The 20,833-nt window shown below is 71.7% G+C and carries 16 protein-coding genes and 3 tRNA genes; 13 read left to right on the top strand and 6 right to left on the bottom strand.

Features of this window, described 5'->3' with window-relative positions; all coding sequences use genetic code 11:
- Positions 1–166: 166 nt before the first annotated feature.
- Complete coding sequence (locus AB0L06_RS17365) at positions 167–2,095, bottom strand: RCC1 domain-containing protein (protein WP_500232009.1); 1,929 nt, start codon at positions 2,093–2,095, stop codon at positions 167–169.
- Between the two features lie 495 nt (positions 2,096–2,590).
- Here AB0L06_RS17365 and AB0L06_RS17370 point away from each other — a divergent pair, with 495 nt between their 5' ends.
- Positions 2,591–3,523 (top strand): tetratricopeptide repeat protein, encoded by a 933-nt coding sequence (locus AB0L06_RS17370; RefSeq protein WP_500232010.1) that lies wholly within the window; start codon positions 2,591–2,593, stop codon positions 3,521–3,523.
- A 111-nt stretch (positions 3,524–3,634) separates the two neighbouring features.
- Here AB0L06_RS17370 and AB0L06_RS17375 read toward each other — a convergent pair.
- The 3 genes from AB0L06_RS17375 to AB0L06_RS17385 form a co-directional block, all read right to left on the bottom strand.
- Positions 3,635–3,709: transfer RNA gene (locus AB0L06_RS17375), tRNA-Val, on the bottom strand.
- Position 3,710: 1 nt separating this feature from the next.
- Positions 3,711–3,784, bottom strand: a tRNA-Cys gene (locus AB0L06_RS17380).
- A gap of 27 nt (positions 3,785–3,811) precedes the next feature.
- A tRNA-Gly gene (locus AB0L06_RS17385) sits at positions 3,812–3,883 on the bottom strand.
- A 135-nt stretch (positions 3,884–4,018) separates the two neighbouring features.
- Between AB0L06_RS17385 and AB0L06_RS17390 the strand changes: the two genes are divergently transcribed.
- The 9 genes from AB0L06_RS17390 (at position 4,019) to AB0L06_RS17430 (ending at position 14,541) form a co-directional block, all read left to right on the top strand.
- On the top strand, positions 4,019–4,741 hold the full coding sequence (locus tag AB0L06_RS17390) for an ArsR/SmtB family transcription factor (protein ID WP_500232011.1): 723 nt from the start codon (positions 4,019–4,021) through the stop codon (positions 4,739–4,741).
- 157 nt (positions 4,742–4,898) lie between these two features.
- Positions 4,899–5,876 carry a chorismate-binding protein gene (locus tag AB0L06_RS17395; RefSeq protein WP_500232012.1) on the top strand — a complete coding sequence of 326 codons (978 nt, stop codon included), beginning with the start codon at positions 4,899–4,901 and terminating at the stop codon, positions 5,874–5,876.
- The gene (locus AB0L06_RS17400; protein ID WP_500232013.1) at positions 5,866–6,705 is read left to right on the top strand and encodes an aminotransferase class IV; all 840 of its coding nucleotides are present in this window, start codon (positions 5,866–5,868) and stop codon (positions 6,703–6,705) included. The genes AB0L06_RS17395 and AB0L06_RS17400 overlap by 11 nt, the downstream gene beginning before the upstream one ends.
- A gap of 90 nt (positions 6,706–6,795) precedes the next feature.
- Positions 6,796–8,256, top strand: a complete 1,461-nt coding sequence (locus tag AB0L06_RS17405; protein WP_500232014.1) for an extracellular solute-binding protein — start codon at positions 6,796–6,798, stop codon at positions 8,254–8,256.
- Positions 8,228–9,145 (top strand): carbohydrate ABC transporter permease, encoded by a 918-nt coding sequence (locus AB0L06_RS17410; protein WP_500232015.1) that lies wholly within the window; start codon positions 8,228–8,230, stop codon positions 9,143–9,145. Before AB0L06_RS17405 ends, AB0L06_RS17410 begins: the two co-directional genes overlap by 29 nt.
- A complete protein-coding gene (locus AB0L06_RS17415) occupies positions 9,142–9,957 on the top strand; it encodes a carbohydrate ABC transporter permease (protein ID WP_500232016.1) in 816 nt (271 codons plus the stop codon). The genes AB0L06_RS17410 and AB0L06_RS17415 overlap by 4 nt, the downstream gene beginning before the upstream one ends.
- Positions 9,954–11,033, top strand: coding sequence for an ABC transporter ATP-binding protein (locus tag AB0L06_RS17420; RefSeq protein WP_500232017.1), 1,080 nt, complete (start codon positions 9,954–9,956; stop codon positions 11,031–11,033). Before AB0L06_RS17415 ends, AB0L06_RS17420 begins: the two co-directional genes overlap by 4 nt.
- Positions 11,030–12,232 (top strand): CehA/McbA family metallohydrolase, encoded by a 1,203-nt coding sequence (locus AB0L06_RS17425; RefSeq protein WP_500232018.1) that lies wholly within the window; start codon positions 11,030–11,032, stop codon positions 12,230–12,232. Before AB0L06_RS17420 ends, AB0L06_RS17425 begins: the two co-directional genes overlap by 4 nt.
- Positions 12,223–14,541: a glycoside hydrolase family 38 N-terminal domain-containing protein gene (locus tag AB0L06_RS17430; RefSeq protein ID WP_500232019.1), complete on the top strand. Its 2,319-nt coding sequence runs from the start codon at positions 12,223–12,225 to the stop codon at positions 14,539–14,541. The genes AB0L06_RS17425 and AB0L06_RS17430 overlap by 10 nt, the downstream gene beginning before the upstream one ends.
- A gap of 45 nt (positions 14,542–14,586) precedes the next feature.
- Here AB0L06_RS17430 and ppgK read toward each other — a convergent pair whose 3' ends face one another.
- Complete coding sequence (ppgK, locus tag AB0L06_RS17435) at positions 14,587–15,393, bottom strand: polyphosphate--glucose phosphotransferase (RefSeq protein ID WP_500232020.1); 807 nt, start codon at positions 15,391–15,393, stop codon at positions 14,587–14,589.
- Between the two features lie 94 nt (positions 15,394–15,487).
- Between ppgK and sthA the strand changes: the two genes are divergently transcribed.
- A complete protein-coding gene (gene sthA, locus AB0L06_RS17440; RefSeq protein ID WP_500232021.1) occupies positions 15,488–16,981 on the top strand; it encodes a Si-specific NAD(P)(+) transhydrogenase in 1,494 nt (497 codons plus the stop codon).
- 72 nt (positions 16,982–17,053) lie between these two features.
- Here the strand turns inward: sthA and AB0L06_RS17445 are convergent, their stop codons facing one another.
- Positions 17,054–17,473, bottom strand: a complete 420-nt coding sequence (locus AB0L06_RS17445) for an SsgA family sporulation/cell division regulator (RefSeq protein WP_026413300.1) — start codon at positions 17,471–17,473, stop codon at positions 17,054–17,056.
- A 337-nt stretch (positions 17,474–17,810) separates the two neighbouring features.
- On the opposite strand from AB0L06_RS17445, the gene AB0L06_RS17450 reads away from it, so the two are divergent.
- Together AB0L06_RS17450 and AB0L06_RS17455 are read left to right on the top strand one after the other, a co-directional pair.
- Positions 17,811–18,128 carry a PGPGW domain-containing protein gene (locus AB0L06_RS17450; RefSeq protein ID WP_500232022.1) on the top strand — a complete coding sequence of 106 codons (318 nt, stop codon included), beginning with the start codon at positions 17,811–17,813 and terminating at the stop codon, positions 18,126–18,128.
- Between the two features lie 140 nt (positions 18,129–18,268).
- Positions 18,269–20,827: an ATP-dependent Clp protease ATP-binding subunit gene (locus tag AB0L06_RS17455; RefSeq protein WP_500232023.1), complete on the top strand. Its 2,559-nt coding sequence runs from the start codon at positions 18,269–18,271 to the stop codon at positions 20,825–20,827.
- Positions 20,828–20,833: the final 6 nt, after the last annotated feature.

Genomic DNA, 20,833 nt, shown 5'->3' on the forward strand with positions numbered 1-20,833 from the left:
GCGAAGCCGACAAGAAGGCAGTTTGATCTGTTGCCTGTTCGTGTCCGAAGGCCCTCGGGGCGATGGTGGACGCGACGCGGGACGGTGTTCGGTGGCCGGCTGGTGGGGCCGCGGACGGGGGCCCGCGCCGCCGGTGTGGCGGAGCGGGCCCGGGTGGACGGATCTGTCAGATGGTGCTCGGCAGGATCACCTTGGTACGGGTTCGGCTGGTGCAGTTCCCATGTGCCGTCCCGTTCCCGTCCGCCGTTTCGTCCCGGCGGGCCGTGTCGCTCGGGTGGCAGCGCCAGGTGACCTGGTTGCGCATGATGCCGGGCGTGCGGGCGACGACGGTGAAGGTGATGTCGGCGCTTCGTCCGGCGGCGAGGTCGCCGGTCCATGTGAAGCCGCGGCCGGTGCGGGTGATGTGGCCGGTCGTGGCGTGGATGGAGCCCCGGATGCGGCCGTTGCGCAGGACGCCGGTCAGGTCGTCGGTGAACGTCGCCCCGGTGAAGGTGGAGGCGCAGGTGTTGGTGACGTGGATGCGGTAGCGCACCTTGTTCCCGACGCGCACCCTGGCCTTGTCGGCGGTCTTGTCGACCTTGAGCTCGTACGGGCCGCACGGCGGGGCGGGGTGTTCGGTGATGGTGACGGTCACCGGCGCGGACGTGGACGGCGGGCAGAAGGCGTTGCCTCCGTAGCGGGCGGTGATGTGGTGCCGCCCTTCGGCGAGTCCGGTGGTGGTGAGGGTGGCGACGCCGTGGGCGTCCAGCTCGGCGGTGCCGATGACGGTGTCACCCTCCAGGAAGGTGACGATGCCCGCGGCGGGGACGTGGCTGCAGGTCACGGTCGCCGTCAGCCTCACCTCCTGCCCTGGGAGCGCCTGGGCGGGCTCGGCGGTCAGCGTGGTGCTGCTGCCGGTCGGTTCGGCCAGCATCAAGGAAACGCGCCAGCCCGCGGAGACCTCGGTCACCGCATGTCCCGGTGGCGCCTCCATGAAGACCGGGGTGTAGCGGTTGACGGTGGTGCCGTCCCCCAACGCCCCGTCGTCGTTGCCGCCCCAGCCCAGCACCCGGCCGTGGGAGGTCAACGCGAGGCTATGGCCCCAGCCGGCGCTGATCTGGGTGACGGTGACGCCCCCGGGCAGCGCAACCGGCACGGGAGTGAGGCGCTCGGTGGTGGTGCCGTCCCCCAACTGCCCGAATTCGTTGTATCCCCAGGCCAGCACCTGGCCGTTGGAGGCCAACGCCAGACTCTGGTAGTAGCCGGCGCTGACCTGGGTGATGGTGACGCCTGGAGGCAGCGCCACCGGCACCGGGCTGTTGCGCTGGGTGGTGCTGCCGTCCCCGACCGCCCCGTAGTAGTTGTCACCCCAGCCCAGCACATGACCGTCGGAGGTCAGCGCCAGATTGTGGTAGTAGCCGGAGTCGATCTGGTCGATGGTGACGCCTGGAGGCAGCGCGACCGGCACCGGGGTGAGGCGCTGGGTGGTGGTGCCGTCGCCCAGCTGCCCGCTGCTGTTCCAGCCCCAGGACAGGACCCGGCCGTCGGAGGTCAGCCCCAGATTGTGCTGCGAGCCGCTGGAGATCTGGGTGATGGTGACGTCCAGAGGCAGCGCCACCAGGACCGGTGCCGGGCGAGTGATGGTGGTCCCGTCGCCCAACTGCCCGAGGTTGTTCTGGCCCCAGGCCAGCACCCGGCCGTCGGAGGTCAGCGCCATGCTCTGGAAGCTGCCGGCGCTGATCTGGGTGATGGTGACGCCTCCGGGCAGGTGCACCCACACCGGGGTGCGGCGGGTGGTGGTGGAGTCGTCCCCCAGCTGCCCGTTGCTGTTGTTTCCCCAGGCCAGGACGCGGCCGTCGGAGGTCAGTCCCAGGCTGTGGGAGTGGCCGGCGGCGATCTGGGTGAGGCTCACGCCCTCAGGCAGCGCCACCGGAACCGGGGTGGTCTGGCTGCCGATGCCGGAGCCGTCCCCCAGTTGCCCGTACCAGTTGTCCCCCGTAGCGAGGGCGAGGTCGGTGGCCGGGGCCGCGGCGGCCGCGTGGGGTGCCGGGGCGGCGACCGCGTGGGATGCCGCAGGTACGGCGACCACGGACGTCACCGCCATCAGCACGGTCATCAGGCCGGCCCGCCACCTCCGGGGGCGTGTCCCGCCGCCCCCTGTCCCGACTCTCGTGCCGATCTGGAACATCCTCATCGCGTATCCCCCGATTGACGCGCACTGCTTTGAGAAACGGCCCCGACCTCACGGTCCGGCGCGGGCGGACGTCCCGGAGCCTGACCAGCTGGACACGAACCACAGGCCCAGCCACGCCACTTTTCGTGATCAAGCTATAGCCGACGGTGATGTCGCGCCGCGTCATTTGATCAAGCGTGTCGCCCTACGAAGGGATCACTGGACCGGTGACCGGGCCGAACTCACGAGACGCGGCACCTGCTTCGACAGATGGGCGGAGTCAGCCGGGACGGATTCTCCGGATCATGCATGCGACAGGACGGTTCGACAGCCGAAACCCGTCCGCCCCGTCAAGGGGCGCCGACGCCTGCGTCCAGTCCATCGCAGCCTCCACCCCGTACCGCGCAGAGAATCCACTTTAAAATGAGCGACCCGGGCGTGCTGTACACGTTCGACGCCTCTGGGGAGGTCTGTGTGTTTCTCGGGTGCACGGGAACCGGTTGCAAGCGCACGATCTCGGTGGGCAGCGGGAACCCGACCGCGTTCTGGGAACCCGAGGAGGAGTTCGCGTTCGTCTTCCGCATCTGCGGCCGGTGCGAAGGGGCGCTCTGCGACGTCTGCATGGCGAGGCGGACAGCCGCCTTCGGGGTCGACACCTGTCCGAAGTGCGGCGCTGAGTTGCAGGAGCCGGACATCGAAGCCCTGCTCTCCGGCGTTGGCCCGGCGGCGGCCGCCGCGACCGAAGCCGACTTCAACGCCTGCTTCAGCGAGGGGCATCGCTTGAACCGCGAGGGCCGCCCCGTTGAGGCCCTCGCGGAATTTCAGAAGGCCGCCGCTCTTTGGCCCCATCGTGCTGACGTCCACCATTGCCGGGCCGTGCTGCTGCAGCAGCTCGGTAGTCATGACGCGGCGCTCAGTGCCTACAATGACGCGCTTCGGCTGAATCGGTTTTCCGCCGACGTCTGGTTCAACAAGGCCCAGCTGCTCATGCTGATGCGGCGGCCTGACGCGGCGATCGCCGCCTACGACATGTCCATCCAGGTCGACCCGAACTTTCTGAACAGCTACGTCAACAAGGCATGGCTGCTCAGCGACATGGGCAGGAATGAGGAGGCTCTGGCCGCCCTCGACCAGGGCGTCCGAATCGATACCGGCGGCGAGCACTCCGCGCGCCTGCACGGCAACCGAGGTGCCGTCCTCACCGAACTCGAGCGCTATGAGGAAGCCCTGGAATCCATCGACCGCGCTCTGTCTCTGAACCCCGACAGCTACGGGGACACCATGAACCGCGGCAATGTCCTGGAACGCCTGGGCCGAGTGGATGAGGCCCGGTCCTGCTTCCAGCGCGCCGACGAACTCAAACCCCGCTGAGTCAGGACCCGGCGTGTGGAGACCGGGCACCGAGGACGATCTTCGGGGCCTCTCCAGAACAGGCGAAGACCCCGTCCCCGAGGGGGACAGGGTCTCTGACCTGCATTTCTATGGTGGGCGATACTGGGATTGAACCAGTGGCCTCTACCGTGTCAAGGTAGCGCTCTCCCACTGAGCTAATCGCCCTTGGAGGTGGAGACGGGATTTGAACCCGTGTACACGGCTTTGCAGGCCGTTGCCTCGCCTCTCGGCCACTCCACCAGAGCGAGGCCGTGTCCGACCTCTCAGAGCGGAAGACGGGATTTGAACCCGCGACCCTCACCTTGGCAAGGTGATGCTCTACCACTGAGCCACTTCCGCGTGTCCTCCGGGCTTCCCCGGCGACAGAGAGAACATTAGCGTGTCCGGGCCGCTTCCCCAAACCGGATTACGCGAGCCCGTGGCGCGGGGACGCTTCGATCGGCGTCGAAGCGTCCGCCGCCTAGGCTCGCAGGCATGAGCCTCGCGTACGACTCCGACATCGCCCCGATGGCCGCGCTGATGGCCGACCGGGCGCGGGCGGCGATGCTGACGGCGCTGCTGGACGGGCGTCCGCTGGCGGCCGGGGAGCTCGCCCGGGTCGCCGGGGTGAGCCCGCAGACCGCGAGCGCGCACCTGGGGAAGCTGCTGGACGGCGGCCTGGTGAGCGTCGTCCCGCAGGGCCGGTGGCGGTACTACCGGCTCGCCGGGGACGAGGTCGCCGCGGTGATCGAGGCGCTCAGCCGGATCAGCCCGGACGTCGAGGTGAAGGGGCTGCGGCAGTCGCGGCTGGCGCGGCGGCTGCACACCGCCCGCACCTGCTACGACCACCTGGCCGGGGAGGCCGGGGTGGCGCTGTTCGCGGCCCTGGTGGACGGCGGCATGATCGAGCCGGACGAGGGCCGCCCGGTCGAGACCGGCATCCCGTATGAGACGACCGAGAAGGGCGAGCACCGGTTCGAGGAGATCGGGCTGGACGTGGCCGCGCTGCGCGGGAGGCGGCGCCGGTTCGCGGGCGCCTGCCTGGACTGGACGGAACGCCGCCCGCACCTGAACGGGGCGCTCGGCGCGGCGCTGACCACGCGGATGATCGAGCTCGGCTGGTTCGAGCGCGGCCGCGAACGCCGCGCGCTCATCATCACCGAGGACGGCCTCGCCGGCCTCGCCGACTCCTTCGGCTGCGTCCTCGCGGCGTACTAGGCCGCGCGGGAGCCGAGCGCCTCGTCCGCGACGGGCCTGGCCCGCCTGGCCGCGAACCCGCGTTCGCGGCACCTCCGCGCGCGCCGGGAGTCGCGGGTGGGCGGCCCGTCGGGCGTGCCGTGTCCTCGGGGGAGGCGCGGGGCGGCAGACTGGGGGCATGTTCGCGCACGTCGGAGGGATGCTGGCGACCGGGCTCGCGGAGGTGACCAGCGACCCGGCGGCGCTGGACTCGCGCGGGTGGTGGGCGGTCGTCGTCACCTACGAAGGCAAGATCACCTGCGCCCGGTTCGAGGACGTGCGGCCCGCGCCGCATCCGGACGGTCCATGGCGCGCGCCCGGGGAGTGGGTCTCGTCCCTGGACCAGGGCGAGTACATGCGGGGCGTCGAGCGGATCCGCGCGGCGATCGCGGAGGGCGTCGTCTACCAGGCGAACCTGTGCCGGGTGCTGTCCGCGCCGCTGCCGGACGGCGCCGACATCGCGGGCCTGGGCGCGCGGCTGGCCAGGGGGAACCCCGCGCCGTACGCGATGACGCTCCGGCTGCCGGGGATCGCGGTCGCGTCCGCGTCGCCCGAGCTTTACCTGGCGCGGGACGGGCGGGTCGTGACGTCCAAGCCGATCAAGGGGACCGGACGGACCGAGGCCGACCTGCTGCCGAAGGACCGCGCCGAGAACGTGATGATCGTCGATCTCGTCCGGAACGACCTCGGGCGGGTCGCGGCGGTCGGGTCGGTGACGGTGCCGGAGCTGCTGGCGCTGGAGGAGCATCCGGGGCTGGTGCACCTGGTCTCGACCGTCCGGGCGGAGCTGGAGCCGGGCGCGGGGTGGCCGGAGCTGATCGAGGCGACGTTCCCGCCGGGCTCGGTGACCGGCGCGCCGAAGGCGAGCGCGCTGTCGCTGCTGGAGGTGCTCGAGCCGGTCCCGCGCGGGCCGTACTGCGGGGCGGTCGGCTGGGTGGACGCGGACCGGCGGCGCGGCGCGCTCGCGGTCGGCATCCGGACGTTCTGGGCCGAGGACGGCCTGCTGCGGTTCGGGACGGGGGCCGGGATCACCTGGGGGTCCGACACGCTGGGAGAATGGAACGAGACCGAGCTGAAGGCGGCTCGGCTTCTGGAGGTGGCATCAGGTGAGCGGTGAGCGGGCGAAGGTGTGGGTCAACGGGGCCCTGCTGGATCCCGACGAGGCGGTCGTGTCGGTCTTCGACCACGGCGTGCTGGTCGGCGACGGCGTGTTCGAGACGGTCAAGGTGGTGGACGGCGAGCCGTTCGCGCTGACCCGGCACCTGAAGCGGCTCGGCAGGTCCGCCGAGGGGCTCGGGCTGGCCGCGCCGGACGTGGAGGAGCTCGCGGAGGGCTGCCGCGCGGCGCTCGCGGCGGCCCCGGACTGGCCGTCCTCCCGGATCCGGATCACCCACACGTCCGGTCCCGGCCCGCTCGGCTCCGCGCGCGGCGACGAGGGCACGACCACGACGATCATCGTCGCCGAGCAGAGCCCGTTCCCGGAGACCGCCGACGTGGTCGTCGTCCCGTGGGCGCGGAACGAGCACGGCGCGCTGGCCGGGCTGAAGACGACGTCCTACGCCGAGAACGCGCTGGCGCTCGCCCACGCCAAGGAGCGCGGCGGCGGCGAGGCGATCTTCGCGAACCTCGCCGGGAACCTGTGCGAGGGCACCGGGACGAACGTCTTCGTCGTCCTGGACGGCGAGCTGATCACGCCGCCCCTGGAGGCGGGCTGCCTCGCGGGCGTCACCCGCGGGCTCGTCCTGGAGTGGTGCGGCGGCGTCGAGGGCGACCTGCCGATCTCCGAGCTGTACCGCGCGGAGGAGGCCTTCCTGACCTCCACGACCAGGAACGTCCAGCCCATCCGCAAGGTGGACGGCACGCTGCTGCCGGCCGCGCCGGGCCCGGTCACCCGCAAGGCGATGGAGGTCTTCGCCGACCGCTCCGCCGAGCTGACCGACCCGTGATCGGGGGCCGGAGCGGATTGAAGATCAGTTAGGTCTTTACGTCTCCCGTCCCATCGTTCACGTTAGCGGTGACGCCTATTGGAGGTCACCGTGGACATCTCCGGACGGCCTGGACGCTCCCGACCCCATCCACCCCTCGATTCACGGTTCCGCTCACGGCTCACGGCCGCGCTCGCCCTTCTGTTGGCGGGCGCGGCCGTCTCGTCCTGCGGGGGCGGTTCGTCCTCGACCGACCCGCAGCGCAACGCCAAGGCCAAGACGTTCACCCTCACGATCGCCCGCAACGCCATCGTCGGCGGCAAGAACGACGCCGAGGCGTCCTGGATCACCAAGACCGTCATCCCCGGATTCGTCGCCGCGGAGAAGGCCAAGGGCCTGCGCGTCAAGGTCGTGTACCACGGCTACGGCGTGGACGACGAGGCGTACAAGACCAAGACCGCGCTCGACCTGAAGTCCAAGGCCGGGGCCGACATCGTCAGCCTGGACGGGATCTGGGTCGGCGAGTTCGCGCAGGCGGGGTACCTCAAGCCGCTGACCGACGTGGTCGGCGCGCGGGCCGACTCCTGGGACGGCTGGGGCCAGATCAGCCCGTCGGTCCAGCAATTGGGATCGTTCCAGGGCAAGCGGTACGGCATCCCGCCGAGCACGGACGGCCGCGTGCTGTTCTACAACAAGAAGCTGTTCGCGCAGGCCGGGCTGCCGGTGAACTGGCAGCCGAAGAGCTGGGACGAGATCCTCGCCGCCGGGCGGGCGCTGAAGAGGCTTCCCGGCGTGACGCCGCTCCAGTTCAACGCCGGGACGGCGATGGGCGAGGCGACGACGACGCAGGGCGTCCTGCCGATGCTCGCGGGAGCGGGCTCGGAGATCTACGCCAACGGCAAGTGGACCGGCGGCGGGGCCACGATGAAGCAGGTCCTCGGCTTCTACCGGCAGCTCTACGGGCCGGGCGGGCTCGGTGACAAGAGGCTGCAGGAGGAGGCCAAGGGCCGGGACAAGTCGTTCGAGGAGTTCGCGAGCAACAAGATCGGCGTCCTGCTGGAGGGCGTCTACCTGTGGCGGGGCGTGCTGAACCCGAAGGACGGCATCGCGAAGATGGCGGACCGCGACCAGTCGGTCGGGTACGCGCTGATCCCGGCGGTGACCCCCGGCAAGGGCGTCAAGGGCCAGTCGTTCGTGAGCGTCTCCGGCGGGTCGGTCGCCGCGATCAACCCGCACACCAAGTACCCGCAGCAGGCGTTCGACCTGCTCGCGTACCTGAACCAGCCGGACGTGGTGAAGGCGCGCCTGGCGGGGAACCCCGAGGTCACCTCGCGCAACGACGTGAACGCCGAGGCGCTGAAGGACGACCCGTTCCTCACCTTCGTCGCGCAGAAGGTGCTGCCGATCACGCTGTTCCGGCCGGGACTCGCGGCGTACACGCAGGTGTCGACGGCGTTGCAGGAGGCGACGGCGGGCATCGTGGCCGGGCACAGTCCGGACGACACGGCCGGGCAGTACACCAAGAAGCTGGAAGGCATCGTCGGTGGTTCCGGCAACGTCGACGCGAACTGAGCCCGTCAGGGCGGAGGCGGCCGACGTCGTCGGGCTGGGGCGGCGGCGCGCGGCCGCGTTCGTCGCCCCGGCGCTGGTGCTCATCGTCGTGTTCCTGGTGTTCCCGGCGCTGTGGACGCTGTACCTGGGCGTCACCGACTACCGGCTGACCGGGCTCGAGGCGACGCATCCGCACTTCCTCGGCGTCCGGAACTACACCGACGTGCTCGCGGACGGGCGGTTCCACAACTCGCTGTTGCTGACGCTGGAGTTCGTCGGCGGGTCGGCGGTGATCGGGCAGACCCTGTTCGGGTTCTCGATCGCGTGGGTGATGCGGGAGCGTCCGGCGGCCGTCCGCCGGACGGTCGAGGCGCTCGTCCTGCTGGCCTGGATCCTGCCGGGGTCGGTCGTGGCGTTCCTGTGGTTGGCGCTGCTCGACCGGGACGGCGGGACGCTGAACGCGATGCTCGGCACGCCCGGCACGGCCTGGCTGCTGGACCATCCGATGGCCTGCGTCATCGTGTTCAACGTCTGGCGCGGGACGGCGTTCTCGATGATGCTCTACACGGCCGCGCTCGGGAACGTTCCGCCGTCCCATCTGGAGACGGCGAAGCTGGCGGGCGCGTCCACCTGGCAGACGCTGCGGGACGCGGTGCTGCCGAAGATCCGCGGGCACGCGCTGACGAGCCTGCTGCTGGTCAGCCTGTGGACGTTCAACGACTTCACCCCGTTCCTGATCACGGCGGGCGGGCCGGAGAACCGGTCGGAGGTCATGTCGGCGTACGTGTACCGGACGGCGCTCGGCGAGGGACGGCTCGGCTTCGGCGCCGCGATCTCCCTGGTCATGCTGCTGATCAACCTGCTGATCGCGTTCGCGTACCTGCGGGCCCTGCGGCGGAGGCGGGCATGAGGACGGCGCTGCGGCGGATCGCCGCGACCACGTTCGTGTCGCTCGTCCTCGCGTTCTTCGCGCTGCCGATGCTGTGGCTGGCCAGCGCGCCGTTCAACGCGAACCCGAGGATCCAGGTGTCGCTGCCGAGCTTCACGCTGGACAACTTCCGCGTCCTGCTGGACGACCCGTACGCGCTGAAGTCGCTGGAGAACTCGGTGATCCTCGCGGCCGGGACCGCGGCGATCGTCGTGGTGTTCGCGGCGCTCGCCGCGTACGCGCTCAGCCGGGTGCGGCTGCCCGGCCGGGACGTCCTGCTCTACCTGCTGCTCCTGCTGTCGTCGATCATCACCGGCACGGCCGCGATGGTGCCGATCTTCCTGCTCGCCACCCAGCTGCACCTGGTCGACTCGCACCTCGGCGTGGTGCTGGTGCTGTCCGGCGGGCTGCTGCCGACCGCGATCTTCCTGCTCAAGGACTTCACCGACGCCACGCCCGCGTCCTACGAGGAGGCGGCGCGGGTGTTCGGGGCCTCGCCGCTGCAGACGCTGCGGCACGTGGTCGTCCCGGTGATCCGGCCGGGCCTGGCGATGGTCGGGATCTGGACGGTCGCGCAGGTGTGGGGCGACTTCCTGATGCCGTTCCTGCTGCTGCGGGATCCGGACAAGGCCCCCGCGTCGGTGATCATGTACACCTTCTACACCGAGGGCGGGCAGCCGGACCTGGCCCTGATCTCGACCTTCTCGCTGCTCTACTCGGTGCCCGTCGTGCTGATGTACCTGCTGGTCAGCCGCCGGTACGGGTTCCGTTTCCACGGAGGGATCAAACGGTGACCGGGGTCGAACTGAACGCGCTGACCAAGGACTACCCGGGCGGCGTCCGGGCCGTGGACGGGCTGGACCTGGCCGTCCCGGACGGCGCGTTCTTCGCGCTGCTCGGGCCGTCCGGGTGCGGGAAGACCACGCTGCTGCGGACGATCGCGGGGCTGGAGACCGCGACGTCCGGGACGGTCCGGATCGGCGACCGCGACGTGACGCGGCTGCCGCCGGGACGCCGCGACGTCGGCATGGTGTTCCAGGACTACGCGCTGTTCCCGCACATGACCGTCGCCGACAACATCGCCTACCCCCTGCGCATCAAGAAGGAGGGAAAGACCGAGCGGCACGCGGCGGCGGCCGCCGTCGCGGCCTCACTCGGCCTGTCGGACCTGCTGGAACGCCGTCCGGCGGAGCTGAGCGGCGGGCAGCAGCAGCGGGTCGCGCTGGCCCGCGCGATGGCGGCGCGGCCGGCGGTGTTCCTGCTGGACGAGCCGCTGTCCAACCTGGACGCGCGGATGCGCCTCGAGGCCCGCACGTTCCTCAAGAAGCTCCAGCACGAGCTGGGCGTCACGACGCTGTTCGTCACGCACGACCAGGCCGAGGCGCTCGCGATGGCCGACCGGATCGCGGTCATGGAGGCCGGGCGGATCCGGCAGGTCGGGACGCCCGCCGAGGTGTTCCGGCGGCCCGCGAACCTGTTCGTCGCGTCGTTCATCGGCTCGACCCCGATGAACCTCGTGGACGCGCGGGTCGCGAACGGCCTGGTCGAGGCGGCCGGGGCGCGGCTGCGCCCGCCCGTGCGGGTCGAGGACGGCGTGCCGGTCGTGTACGGCGTCCGGCCCGAGTACCTCGCCTACTCGGCGACGCCCGTGGACGCGGCGTTCCACGGCCGTGTCGTGGTGGTCGAGAACCTGGGTACCAGCTCACTGGTGACCCTTGAGACCGAGGGCGGCGTGCTCGTCCACGTCGTCGTCCCCGAGGACGCCGAACCCGGGCCGGGGGACGAGGGCTGGGCGAGTCCGCGTCCCGGCCGGGCCCTGCTCTATCGCGAAGGAGAGCTCATGACCAACGACGTGACGGCGGCGGCATGATCCGATTCGAGGGCGTCTGGACGCTCGAGGACAGGCTCGACCGCATCATGCGCGAGCTGGCGTTCGAGGTGCCGCCGGGAACGGCGGCGCTGACCGTCCGGCTGAGCCATGCGGGCGGGGTGATCGACCTCGGCTGCGGCGGGCCGGACGGGTTCCGGGGCTGGTCGGGCGGCGCGCGGGACACCTACACGATCGCCGCCGACTGGGCGACGCCGGGCTACCTTCCCGGCGAGCTGGAGGCGGGCTGGTGGAACGTGTGGCTGCGGTTGCACCGGATCCCGCCGGACGGCACTCCGTTCGAGGTCACGGTCACGCTGCACGACCGCGCGCCGGAGCGTCCGGAGACGCTGACGCCGCCCGCCACGACGGACCGTCCGGCGCGGCGGGACGGGCTGCCCGAGCCGTCCGGGATGCGGTGGATGGCCGGTGACCTGCACGCGCACACCGTCCACAGCGACGGGACGCTGACCGTGCCCGAGCTGGCCGGCCTCGCGGTGAGGCAGGGCCTCGACTTCCTCGCCGTCACCGACCACAACACGGTCAGCCACCATCCCGAACTGCCCGGGGCGTCCAAGCACGCGGGGATCGTGCTGGTGCCGGGGCAGGAGGTCACGACCGACCACGGGCACGCGAACGTGTTCGGCGACGTCGGGTGGATCGACTTCCGGCGTCCGGCGGCCGAGTGGGACCCGGGCGACGGAGGCGTCCTGTCGATCAACCATCCGCTGTCCGGGGACTGCGCGTGGCGGCACGACGTCCCGCCGGACGCGCGGGCCCGGCATGTCGAACTGTGGCATTCGTCCTGGTGGGACCGGACGTGGGGTGCGCCGCTGGCGTGGGCCGCGCTCTGGCGGGACGACACGGTCGCGCTCGGCGGCAGCGACTTCCACGACCCGTCCCAGCACAAGACGCTCGGCGAGCCGACCACCTGGGTGCTCGTCGAGGACGACTCCCCGGAGGCGGTCGTCGCGGCGATCGCCGCCGGGCGGACCGCCGTCACCCCCGGCCCGCGCGGCGGCCCGATCCTCCTGCGCGTCGGCGACGAGCTGCACGCGCTGGACGCCGACGGCACTGTCTTGTGCGGGCCGGACGGCCGGCGCGCGGCCGTGCGCGGAGACCGGGTGACGCTGCCCGCCCTCGGAACAGGAACCCACCGCCTCGAAACTGACAGGAACGAGGTGATCGCACTATGCGGTTGAAGGACTCGGCAACGACAACCGACGAAGGGCTCGTGGTCGTCCCGCACACGCACTGGGACCGCGAGTGGTACCTGCCGTTCCAGCGGTTCCGGCTGCGGCTGGTCGGGCTGCTGGACGACGTGCTGGAGCGGATGGACCGCGACCCCCGGCTGCGGTTCACCCTGGACGGCCAGATGGCCGCCGTGGACGACTACCTGGAGATCCGGCCCGAGCGGGCGGAGCTGGTCGGACGGCTCGTCCGGGACGGGCGGCTCGCGGTCGGGCCGTGGCAGATCCTCATGGACGAGTTCCTGTGCTCGGGCGAGACGATCGTCCGGAACCTGGAGCTCGGGCTGCGCCGCGCCGACGACCTCGGCGGCGCGATGCGGCTCGGCTACCTGCCCGACATGTTCGGGCACATCGCGCAGATGCCGCAGATCCTGCGCGGGTTCGGGATCGACCGGGCGTGCGTGTGGCGGGGCGTCCCGGAACGGGTGACGACGCACGCGTTCGTCTGGGAGTCGCCGGACGGCTCGCGGGTCCGCACCGAGTACCTGCCCGGCGGGTACGGCAACGCCGTCCACATGTTCGGCGACGCGGGCCTGGTGGACCACCGCGCCGAGGAGGTCGCGGCGTGGCTGCGCGAGTGGCGTCCGGAGGGCGGGCCGTCGCTGGCGATGTACGGCTCCGACCACACCGCGCCCGCGGCCGACCTGGCCGAACAGGTCGAGAACGCGTCGCTGCCCATGCGGCTGGCGACGCTCGGCGAGTTCCTCACGGACGCGTCCGTCGACGGCCTGCCCGTGGTGGAGGGCGAGATGCGCTCGCACGCGCGCGCGAACATCCTGCCCGGCGTGTTCTCCGTGCGTATCCCGCTGAAGGCGGCGATGGGCGCGGCCGAACGCCGCGTGGCCCGGTACGCCGAACCGCTCGCCGCGCTCCACCTCGGGGACGCCTCGGCCGACCGGTTCCTCGAACTGGCGTGGCGGAAGCTGATCGAGGTGAGCTGCCACGACTCGGTCACGGGGTGCGGCAGCGACGCCACGGCCCAGCAGGTCGCCGCCCGCATGGCCGAGGCCGAACAGCTCGGCCACGCCGTGTTCGACCTGGTCACCGGCCGTCTTGCGGCCCAGGTCGACAGGAGCGACCACCTGGTCGTGAACCCGTCGCCCGTGCCGCGGCGCGGCGTGATCCGGGTCGGCGGACCCGTGCTCGTGGAGGTGCCGCCGCTCGGCGTCGCGACCGCGACGGCGGCGGCCGTCCAGCCGCGGCATCCGGCGCGCGTGGAGGCGGACCGTCCGCGGAACGACCTGGTCGACGTCCGGGACCTGGGCCGGATCGTGGACGTCGGCGACGTGGGCGACACCTACAACTACGCGCCGCCGAAGCGGGACGTCGTGGTGGACGAGCCGGTGTCCGAGCACGTCCGGGTCGTCGAGACCGGGCCGCTCGTCGCGTCCGTCGCCGTCGACCGCGCGTACCGCTGGCCCGTCGAGGCCGACGCGGACGCCCGTTCGGAGGAGACCGCGGAGGTCGCCGTGCGGACGCTCGCGGAGGTCCACGCGGACGAGCCGTTCACCCGGGTGTCCGTCGCGTTCGACAACCCGTGCCGCGACCACCGCGTCCGGCTGCACCTGCCTTTGCCGCGCCGTGCGGAGAGTTCGTTCGGCGAGGGGCAGTTCGCGGTCGTCGAGCGCGGACTGACCGGCGAGGGCGGGCACGGGGAGGTCCCGGTCCCGACCTTCTCCGCGCACGCGTTCGTCGCGGCGGGCGGCCTCGCGGTTCTGCTCCGGCACGTCACCGAGTACGAGGTCGTCAACGACGGCACGGAGCTGGCGCTGACGCTGCTGCGGTCGGTGAACTGGCTCTCCCGCGACGACAACGGCCTGCGGGAGGAGCCCGCCGGGCCGCAGGTCGCCACCCCGGACGCCCAGTGCCTCGGCGGCCACGCCTTCGAGCTGGCGCTGATGCACTACGACGGCGACCGTCCGGGGCCCGAGGTGCTCGCGGCGGCCGAGCTGTACGGGAACGGGCTGAAGGCCGTGCGGGGTACCGCGCCCGAGGGCACGCCCGCGCCCGGGCCGCGTTCCGGCCTCGGGATCGAGGGGGACGGCGTGGTCCTGTCGTCCCTGCGCCGCCGTGACGGGAGGCTCGAACTGCGCGTGGTGAACGAGCGTCCCGAGCCGGGCGAGGCCGTCGTGACCGGCGACTTCACCTCGGCGGCACGCTGCGACCTGGCGGGCCGTCCGGGTGGGGAGCTGGACGTGGCGTCCGGACGTCTCGTCCTGCCGCTGCGCCCGTGGGAGATCGCGACCGTCGCGCTGAGCTGAGGCGGATCCGGCCGGGCGGTGCTCACACCGTCCGGCCGGAGCGGGTCAGTCGGCCGGGATGGCGACCCGGACGGCCGCAGAGGCATCGGCGGGCTTGGCGCTCTTGGTGGCCTTGGCGTCCTTGGCGGCGGCCATCGCCGCGCCGACGATCCCGGCGGTGTTCTTCAGGGTGGCGGGGACGATCGGCGCCCGGACGCCCTCGAGCAGCGGGACGAACTTGTCCGCCTTCCGGCTCACGCCCCCGCCGAGGATGATCAGCGACGGGTTGATCAGGGCCTCCAGCCGCGTCAGGTACTCGCTCAGCCGCTCGGCCCACTCCTCCCAGCTCAGGTCCTTCTCCTTGCGGACCCGCGCCGCCGCGCGACGCTCGGCGTCCTTGCCGCGGATCTCGATGTGCCCGAACTCGGTGTTCGGCACGAGCGCCCCGTCGACGAACAGCGCGCTGCCGATGCCGGTGCCGAGCGTCAGCAGGACGACCGACCCCGTCCGGCCGCGTCCCGTGCCGTACGTCATCTCCGCGACCCCGGCCGCGTCCGCGTCGTTGAGGAGGGTGATCCGCCGCCCGGTGACGCGGGCGAGCAGGCCCGCGGCGTCCAGCCCGATCCAGCTCTTGTCCATGTTCGCCGCGGTCATGGTCGTGCCGCCGATCACCACGCCGGGGAAGGTCACCCCGACCGGCCCGTCCCCGCCGAAGTGCTCGACGACCTGCGCGACCGCCTCCGCGACCGCCTCCGGGGCGGACGGCTCGGGCGTCGCCACCCGCAGCCGCTCGGCGGTCAGCTCGCCCGTGGCCGGATCGACCGGCGCGCCCTTGATGCCCGACCCACCCACGTCGACGCCCAGCATCTCCATGCCCACTGCCTACCCCCGCTCGTTCCGGTCCAGCCTAAAGATCATTCCAAGACGGGCCTGTCGGTAACAGGGGACCTTCGCCACACTGAGGGGCGTGTACGACTTCGACATTCTCGTTCTGGGGTCAGGGCCCGGCGGCCAGCGCGCCGCCATCGCCGCCGCGAAACTGGGTCGCCGGGTGGCGCTCGTGGACCGCCACGACATGATCGGCGGTGTCTGCATCAACACCGGGACGATCCCGTCCAAGACGATGCGCGAGGCGGTGCTGTACCTCACCGGGCTCAGCCAGCGCGAGCTGTACGGGCAGAGCTACCGGGTCAAGGAGGACATCACCGTCACCGATCTCGGGATGCGCACCCGGCACGTCGTCGGCCGCGAGATCGACGTGGTGCGCAGCCAGCTCGCGCGCAACCACGTGACCGTCCTGCCCGGGACCGGGCGGTTCCTCGACCCGCACACGGTCGGCGTGTCCTCCGGCGCGTCGCCCGAGTTCGCGGGCCGGGAGACGAAGGTGAGCGCGGAGCGGATCGTGATCGCGACGGGCACCCGTCCGGCGCGTCCGGACACGGTGGCCTTCGACGACCGGACGGTCATCGACTCCGACGGGATCATCCACCTGGAGCACATCCCGCAGTCGATGGTGGTCGTCGGCGCGGGCGTGATCGGGATCGAGTACGCCTCGATGTTCGCGGCGCTCGGCACCAAGGTCACCGTGGTCGAGCGGCGCGAGCGGATGCTGGACTTCTGCGACCTGGAGATCGTCGAGGCGCTCAAGTACCACCTGCGCGACCTCGCGGTCACCTTCCGGTTCCGGGAGACGGTCGCGGCCGTCGAGCGGCACGGCGGGGGCGCGATCACGGTGCTGGAGAGCGGCAAGCGGATCCCGGCCGACACGGTGATGTACTCGGCGGGCCGGAGCGGGATGACCGACCGGCTGAACCTCGCGGCCGCCGGGCTGAGCGCGGACCGGCGCGGCCGGATCGCGGTGAACGAGCACTACGCGACCGAGGTCCCGCACATCTACGCGGTCGGCGACGTGATCGGCTTCCCGTCTCTGGCCGCGACGTCGATGGAGCAGGGACGGCTCGCCGCGCACCACGCGTGCGGGGAACCGGTCGCCCGGATGTCCGAGCAGCAGCCGATCGGGATCTACACCATCCCCGAGATCAGCTTCGTCGGGCGCACCGAGGACGAGCTGACCGAGGCGAAGATCCCGTTCGAGGTCGGGGTGTCGCGGTACCGGGAGCTGGCCCGCGGCCAGATCATCGGGGACTCCTACGGGATGCTGAAGCTGCTGGTCTCACCGGACGACCGGTCGCTGCTGGGCGTGCACGTGTTCGGCACCGGGGCGACCGAACTGGTACATATCGGGCAGACCGTGATGGGCTGCGGCGGCACCGTGGACTACCTGGTCAACGCGGTGTTCAACTATCCGACCCTCGCCGAGTCCTACAAGGTCGCCGCGCTCGACGCGATGAACAAGATGCGGCAGGTGGCCCGGTTGACCGAGCTCGTCGGGGAGGCCGCGGCTGAGGGGGCCGGCGGCCCGGCCGGCGCGGCCGGTGGTGGCGGGGAATCGGGGGAGTGAAGTTCCGCCGCGTCACGCGGGAGACGTCCCGGGACGGTCGGGGCCGGGGGCCCGGGGCCGTCCCGGTGGCGGTCAGGACGACCAGAGCAGCGTGGCGAGCTCCGCGTCGATGTCGATGAAGCGCGGCTCCTGGCCGGCGGGGACCACCTGGTAGGTGCGGTGCAGGAAGTCCGCCAGCGGGCTGAGCGGGGCCTCGAAGAGCGCGTCGCCGAACGGCGAGCTGAGCGCGATGTCGAGGGTCTCGTCGTCGTCGGCCGAGGGCCAGACCGCCACGTCGCCGTCCCCGACGCGGCGCACGATGCCGACCGTGAGCAGCTCGCGCGCGAAGATCCACTCGACCGGTTCGTCGTCGCCGACGTAGAAGGCCATCCGGATCGCGTAGGGGTCGTCGGCCGCGTAGGACAGGCCGGCGAGCAGGGGGACCGTGGTGCGGTCGGGGACGACCAGCCGGAGGCCCAGCTCCGCTGAGACGGTGGTACTGCTGCTGTTCATGGCCATTCCTTCGGACGTCGGTCCCGCGGTGCGCGCGGGCGCTGGATGGGAACTTCACTCCCCTCACGGATGTCCCCGCGATCTATGACGCGTAACTGGGCCGAGTTGTGGGAACATTCCGCCGTCCGTGGCCTCTGTGACCAATATCACGTACGAACATTCGGTCGCTGACCTGGGCAATCGGATCATTTTGGCACTCCAGGTCGTTGAGTTCTCAAGACGGATCCGACTCGAGTGTGCAACGGCCGAGAGCGGCTGTCCCGGACCGAATGAAAACGGGCATGAAGCGCATCATGGCGATCGGCCCCTGACCTTGGGTAAAAGCGTGGCTATTGACATGGAAAAGGATCGGCCGAGAGGTCGGAAGGAGCGCCTCCGCGCTCACGTCCGCCGCAACCGGGCGACCCGCCTCGCCTGGCGAGGGGGCGTGCTGGTCGTCGGCGTCGCCGTGCTCGCCGTCGGCGTGGTCATGATGGTCACGCCGGGGCCGGGCATCCTCGGCATCGTGCTCGGCCTGGCGATCCTCGCCACCGAGTTCGCCTGGGCGGAGAGCGCTCTGCACCGCGCGCGGCGCGCCGCCGACAAGGCCAAGGAGAAGGCGCTGGAGAAGGCCCGCGGCAAGCGGTCCTCGCGCGGCGGACGCACGGACGACTGACGGGAGTCGGTGAGGTCCGCGAGGCCCGGGCCGGCGGCCCGCGGGGCTGAACGGCTGTTTACTCAACCAGGTGCCTGACCTGGTGTTATGGCCCGTCCTCGACGGAAACGAGGCCCTTGTCGCCGTTCTTGGAGGGCCTCGTGACCAACTCGCCGTTCGGATCGTTCTTCGACGATCCCTTCCGGGGCTTCGACCTGATGGGCGGACGCGTCTTCGGCGGCGAGTCCTGGCCGCCCGCGCGGCCCGGCGTGCAGCGGGTGGACGTCGGCCGCCTGCTCAGCGAGCAGGGGCGGGAACTGCTGGTGCGCGCCGTCCGGAACGCGGGCGAGCGCGGCGCCCCCGACCTGGACACCCTCGACATGCTGAACGCCGCCGCGCAGGCCGACCCGCCGCGGGCGCTGCTGCGCTCGGCGGGCGCCGACCCGGACGGCCTGACCAAGGCGATCGACGAGGCGCTGTCGGGGACCCCGGGAGCGCCGCCGACCACGTTCACGCCATCCGCCAAGCGCGCCCTGCTGGACGCGCAGCGGATCTCCAACGCGCTCGGCTCGTCCTACATCGGGCCCGAGCACCTCGTCCTCGCGCTCGCCGCGAACCCCGACGCCGCGTCCGCGCGGCTGCTGGCGTCGCAGGGCGTCACCGTGGACGACCTCCAGCGGGCCCTGGCGGGCGAGCAGCGGGAGCGGTCCGGGACGTCCGGCGGGACGCCCCGCAGGACCGAGGACGGCTCGCGGACCCCGACCCTGGACGAGTACGGCCGCGACCTCACCGAGGAGGCCCGGCAGGGCAACCTGGACGCGGTCGTCGGACGCGAGGACGAGATCGAGCAGGCCGTCGAGGTGCTGTCCCGGCGGACCAAGAACAACCCGTGCCTGATCGGGGAGCCCGGCGTCGGCAAGACCGCGATCGTCGAGGGCATCGCCCAGCGGATCGTCAACGGCGGCGTCCCGGACACCCTGCGGGGCAAGCGGGTCGTCGCGCTCGACCTCACCGGCATGGTCGCCGGGTCCAAGTACCGGGGCGAGTTCGAGGAGCGGATCAAGAAGGTCATCGACGAGATCCGCGCCGACTCCGGCAACCTGATCATCTTCATCGACGAGGTGCACACCCTGGTCGGCGCGGGCTCGGCCGAGGGCGGCATGGACGCGGCGAACATCCTCAAGCCCGCCCTCGCCCGCGGCGAGCTGCACGTCGTCGCGGCCACCACGATCGACGAGTACCGCAAGAACATCGAGAAGGACGCCGCGCTGGAGCGCCGGTTCCAGCCCGTCCTGGTCGCCGAGCCGACCGTCGAGCAGACCGTGGAGATCCTCGCCGGGCTGCGCGACGCCTACGAGGCGCACCACCAGGTGCGGATCACCGACGACGCGCTGGACGCCGCCGCGACCATGTCCGCCCGGTACATCACCGACCGGTTCCTGCCGGACAAGGCGATCGACCTGATGGACCAGGCGTCCGCGCGGGTCCGGTTGCGCTCGGCGGTGCCCGCCGACGACGTCCGCGAGCTAGAGGAGCGGCTCGAGACGCTGCACCGCGACAAGGACCAGGCCGTGTCCGCCGAGGACTACGACCGGGCCAAGGAGCTGACCGCCGAGATCGACCGGCTGCGCCCGGAGCTCGAGGCCGCCCGGCGCGGCCGGGACCGGTCACCCGAGGTCACCGCCACCGACATCGCCGAGGTGGTGTCGCGCCGCACCGGCATCCCGGTCGCGCAGCTCACCGAGGAGGAGCGGGACCGGCTGCTGCGGCTGGAGGAGCACCTGCACGAGCGGGTCATCGGCCAGGACCGGGCCGTCGAGGCGGTCGCCGAGGCGGTCCGCCGGTCCCGCGCGGGGCTGGCCGACCCGGGCCGTCCGGTCGGCAGCTTCCTGTTCCTCGGCCCGACCGGCGTCGGCAAGACCGAGCTGGCGCGCGCCCTCGCGGACGTGCTGTTCGGCGGCGTCGACCACATGGTCCGCGTCGACATGTCGGAGTACCAGGAGAAGCACACCGTCGCCCGGCTGGTCGGCGCGCCGCCCGGCTACATCGGCTTCGAGGAGGCGGGCCAGCTCACCGAGGCCGTCCGGCGGCGCCCGCACAGCGTGGTGCTGTTCGACGAGATCGAGAAGGCCCACCCGGACGTGATGAACATCCTGCTCCAGGTGCTCGACGACGGGCGGCTCACCGACGGCCAGGGCCGGACGGTCGACTTCTCCAACACGCTCGTCATCATGACCAGCAACATCGGCGCGCAGATGATCCTGGACAACACCGGTGGCGAGGACGAGCTGCGCGACCGGCTCATGGACCTGCTCCAGCACACGCTGCGCCCGGAGCTGCTGAACCGGATCGACGAGGTCGTGATCTTCGACCGGCTCGGCCGCGAGGAGCTGCTCCAGATCGTCGACCTGCTGCTGGACAGGACCAAGCAGAAGCTCCGGGGCCAGGACGTCGAGCTCATCGTGACCGTCCCGGCCAAGGAGAACCTGGCCGAGATGGGCTACCAGCCGCAGTTCGGCGCCCGTCCGCTGCGCCGGACCGTCCAGCGCGAGATCGACAACCAGCTCTCGCGCATGCTGCTCGGCGGCGAGCTGACCGAGGGCGACACCGTGATCGTGGACCACATCGGCGGCGCCCTGGACTTCCGGGTCGACCGCGGCCACGAGAAGTCCGGCGCCGGTGCCGCGCAGGCCGCCGGCAGCGGGCCGAACGGCACCTGACCGGGC

It is taken from the genome of Spirillospora sp. NPDC052269, from assembly GCF_040679435.1.
In the GTDB taxonomy this organism is placed as follows: Bacteria; Actinomycetota; Actinomycetes; order Streptosporangiales; family Streptosporangiaceae; genus Spirillospora.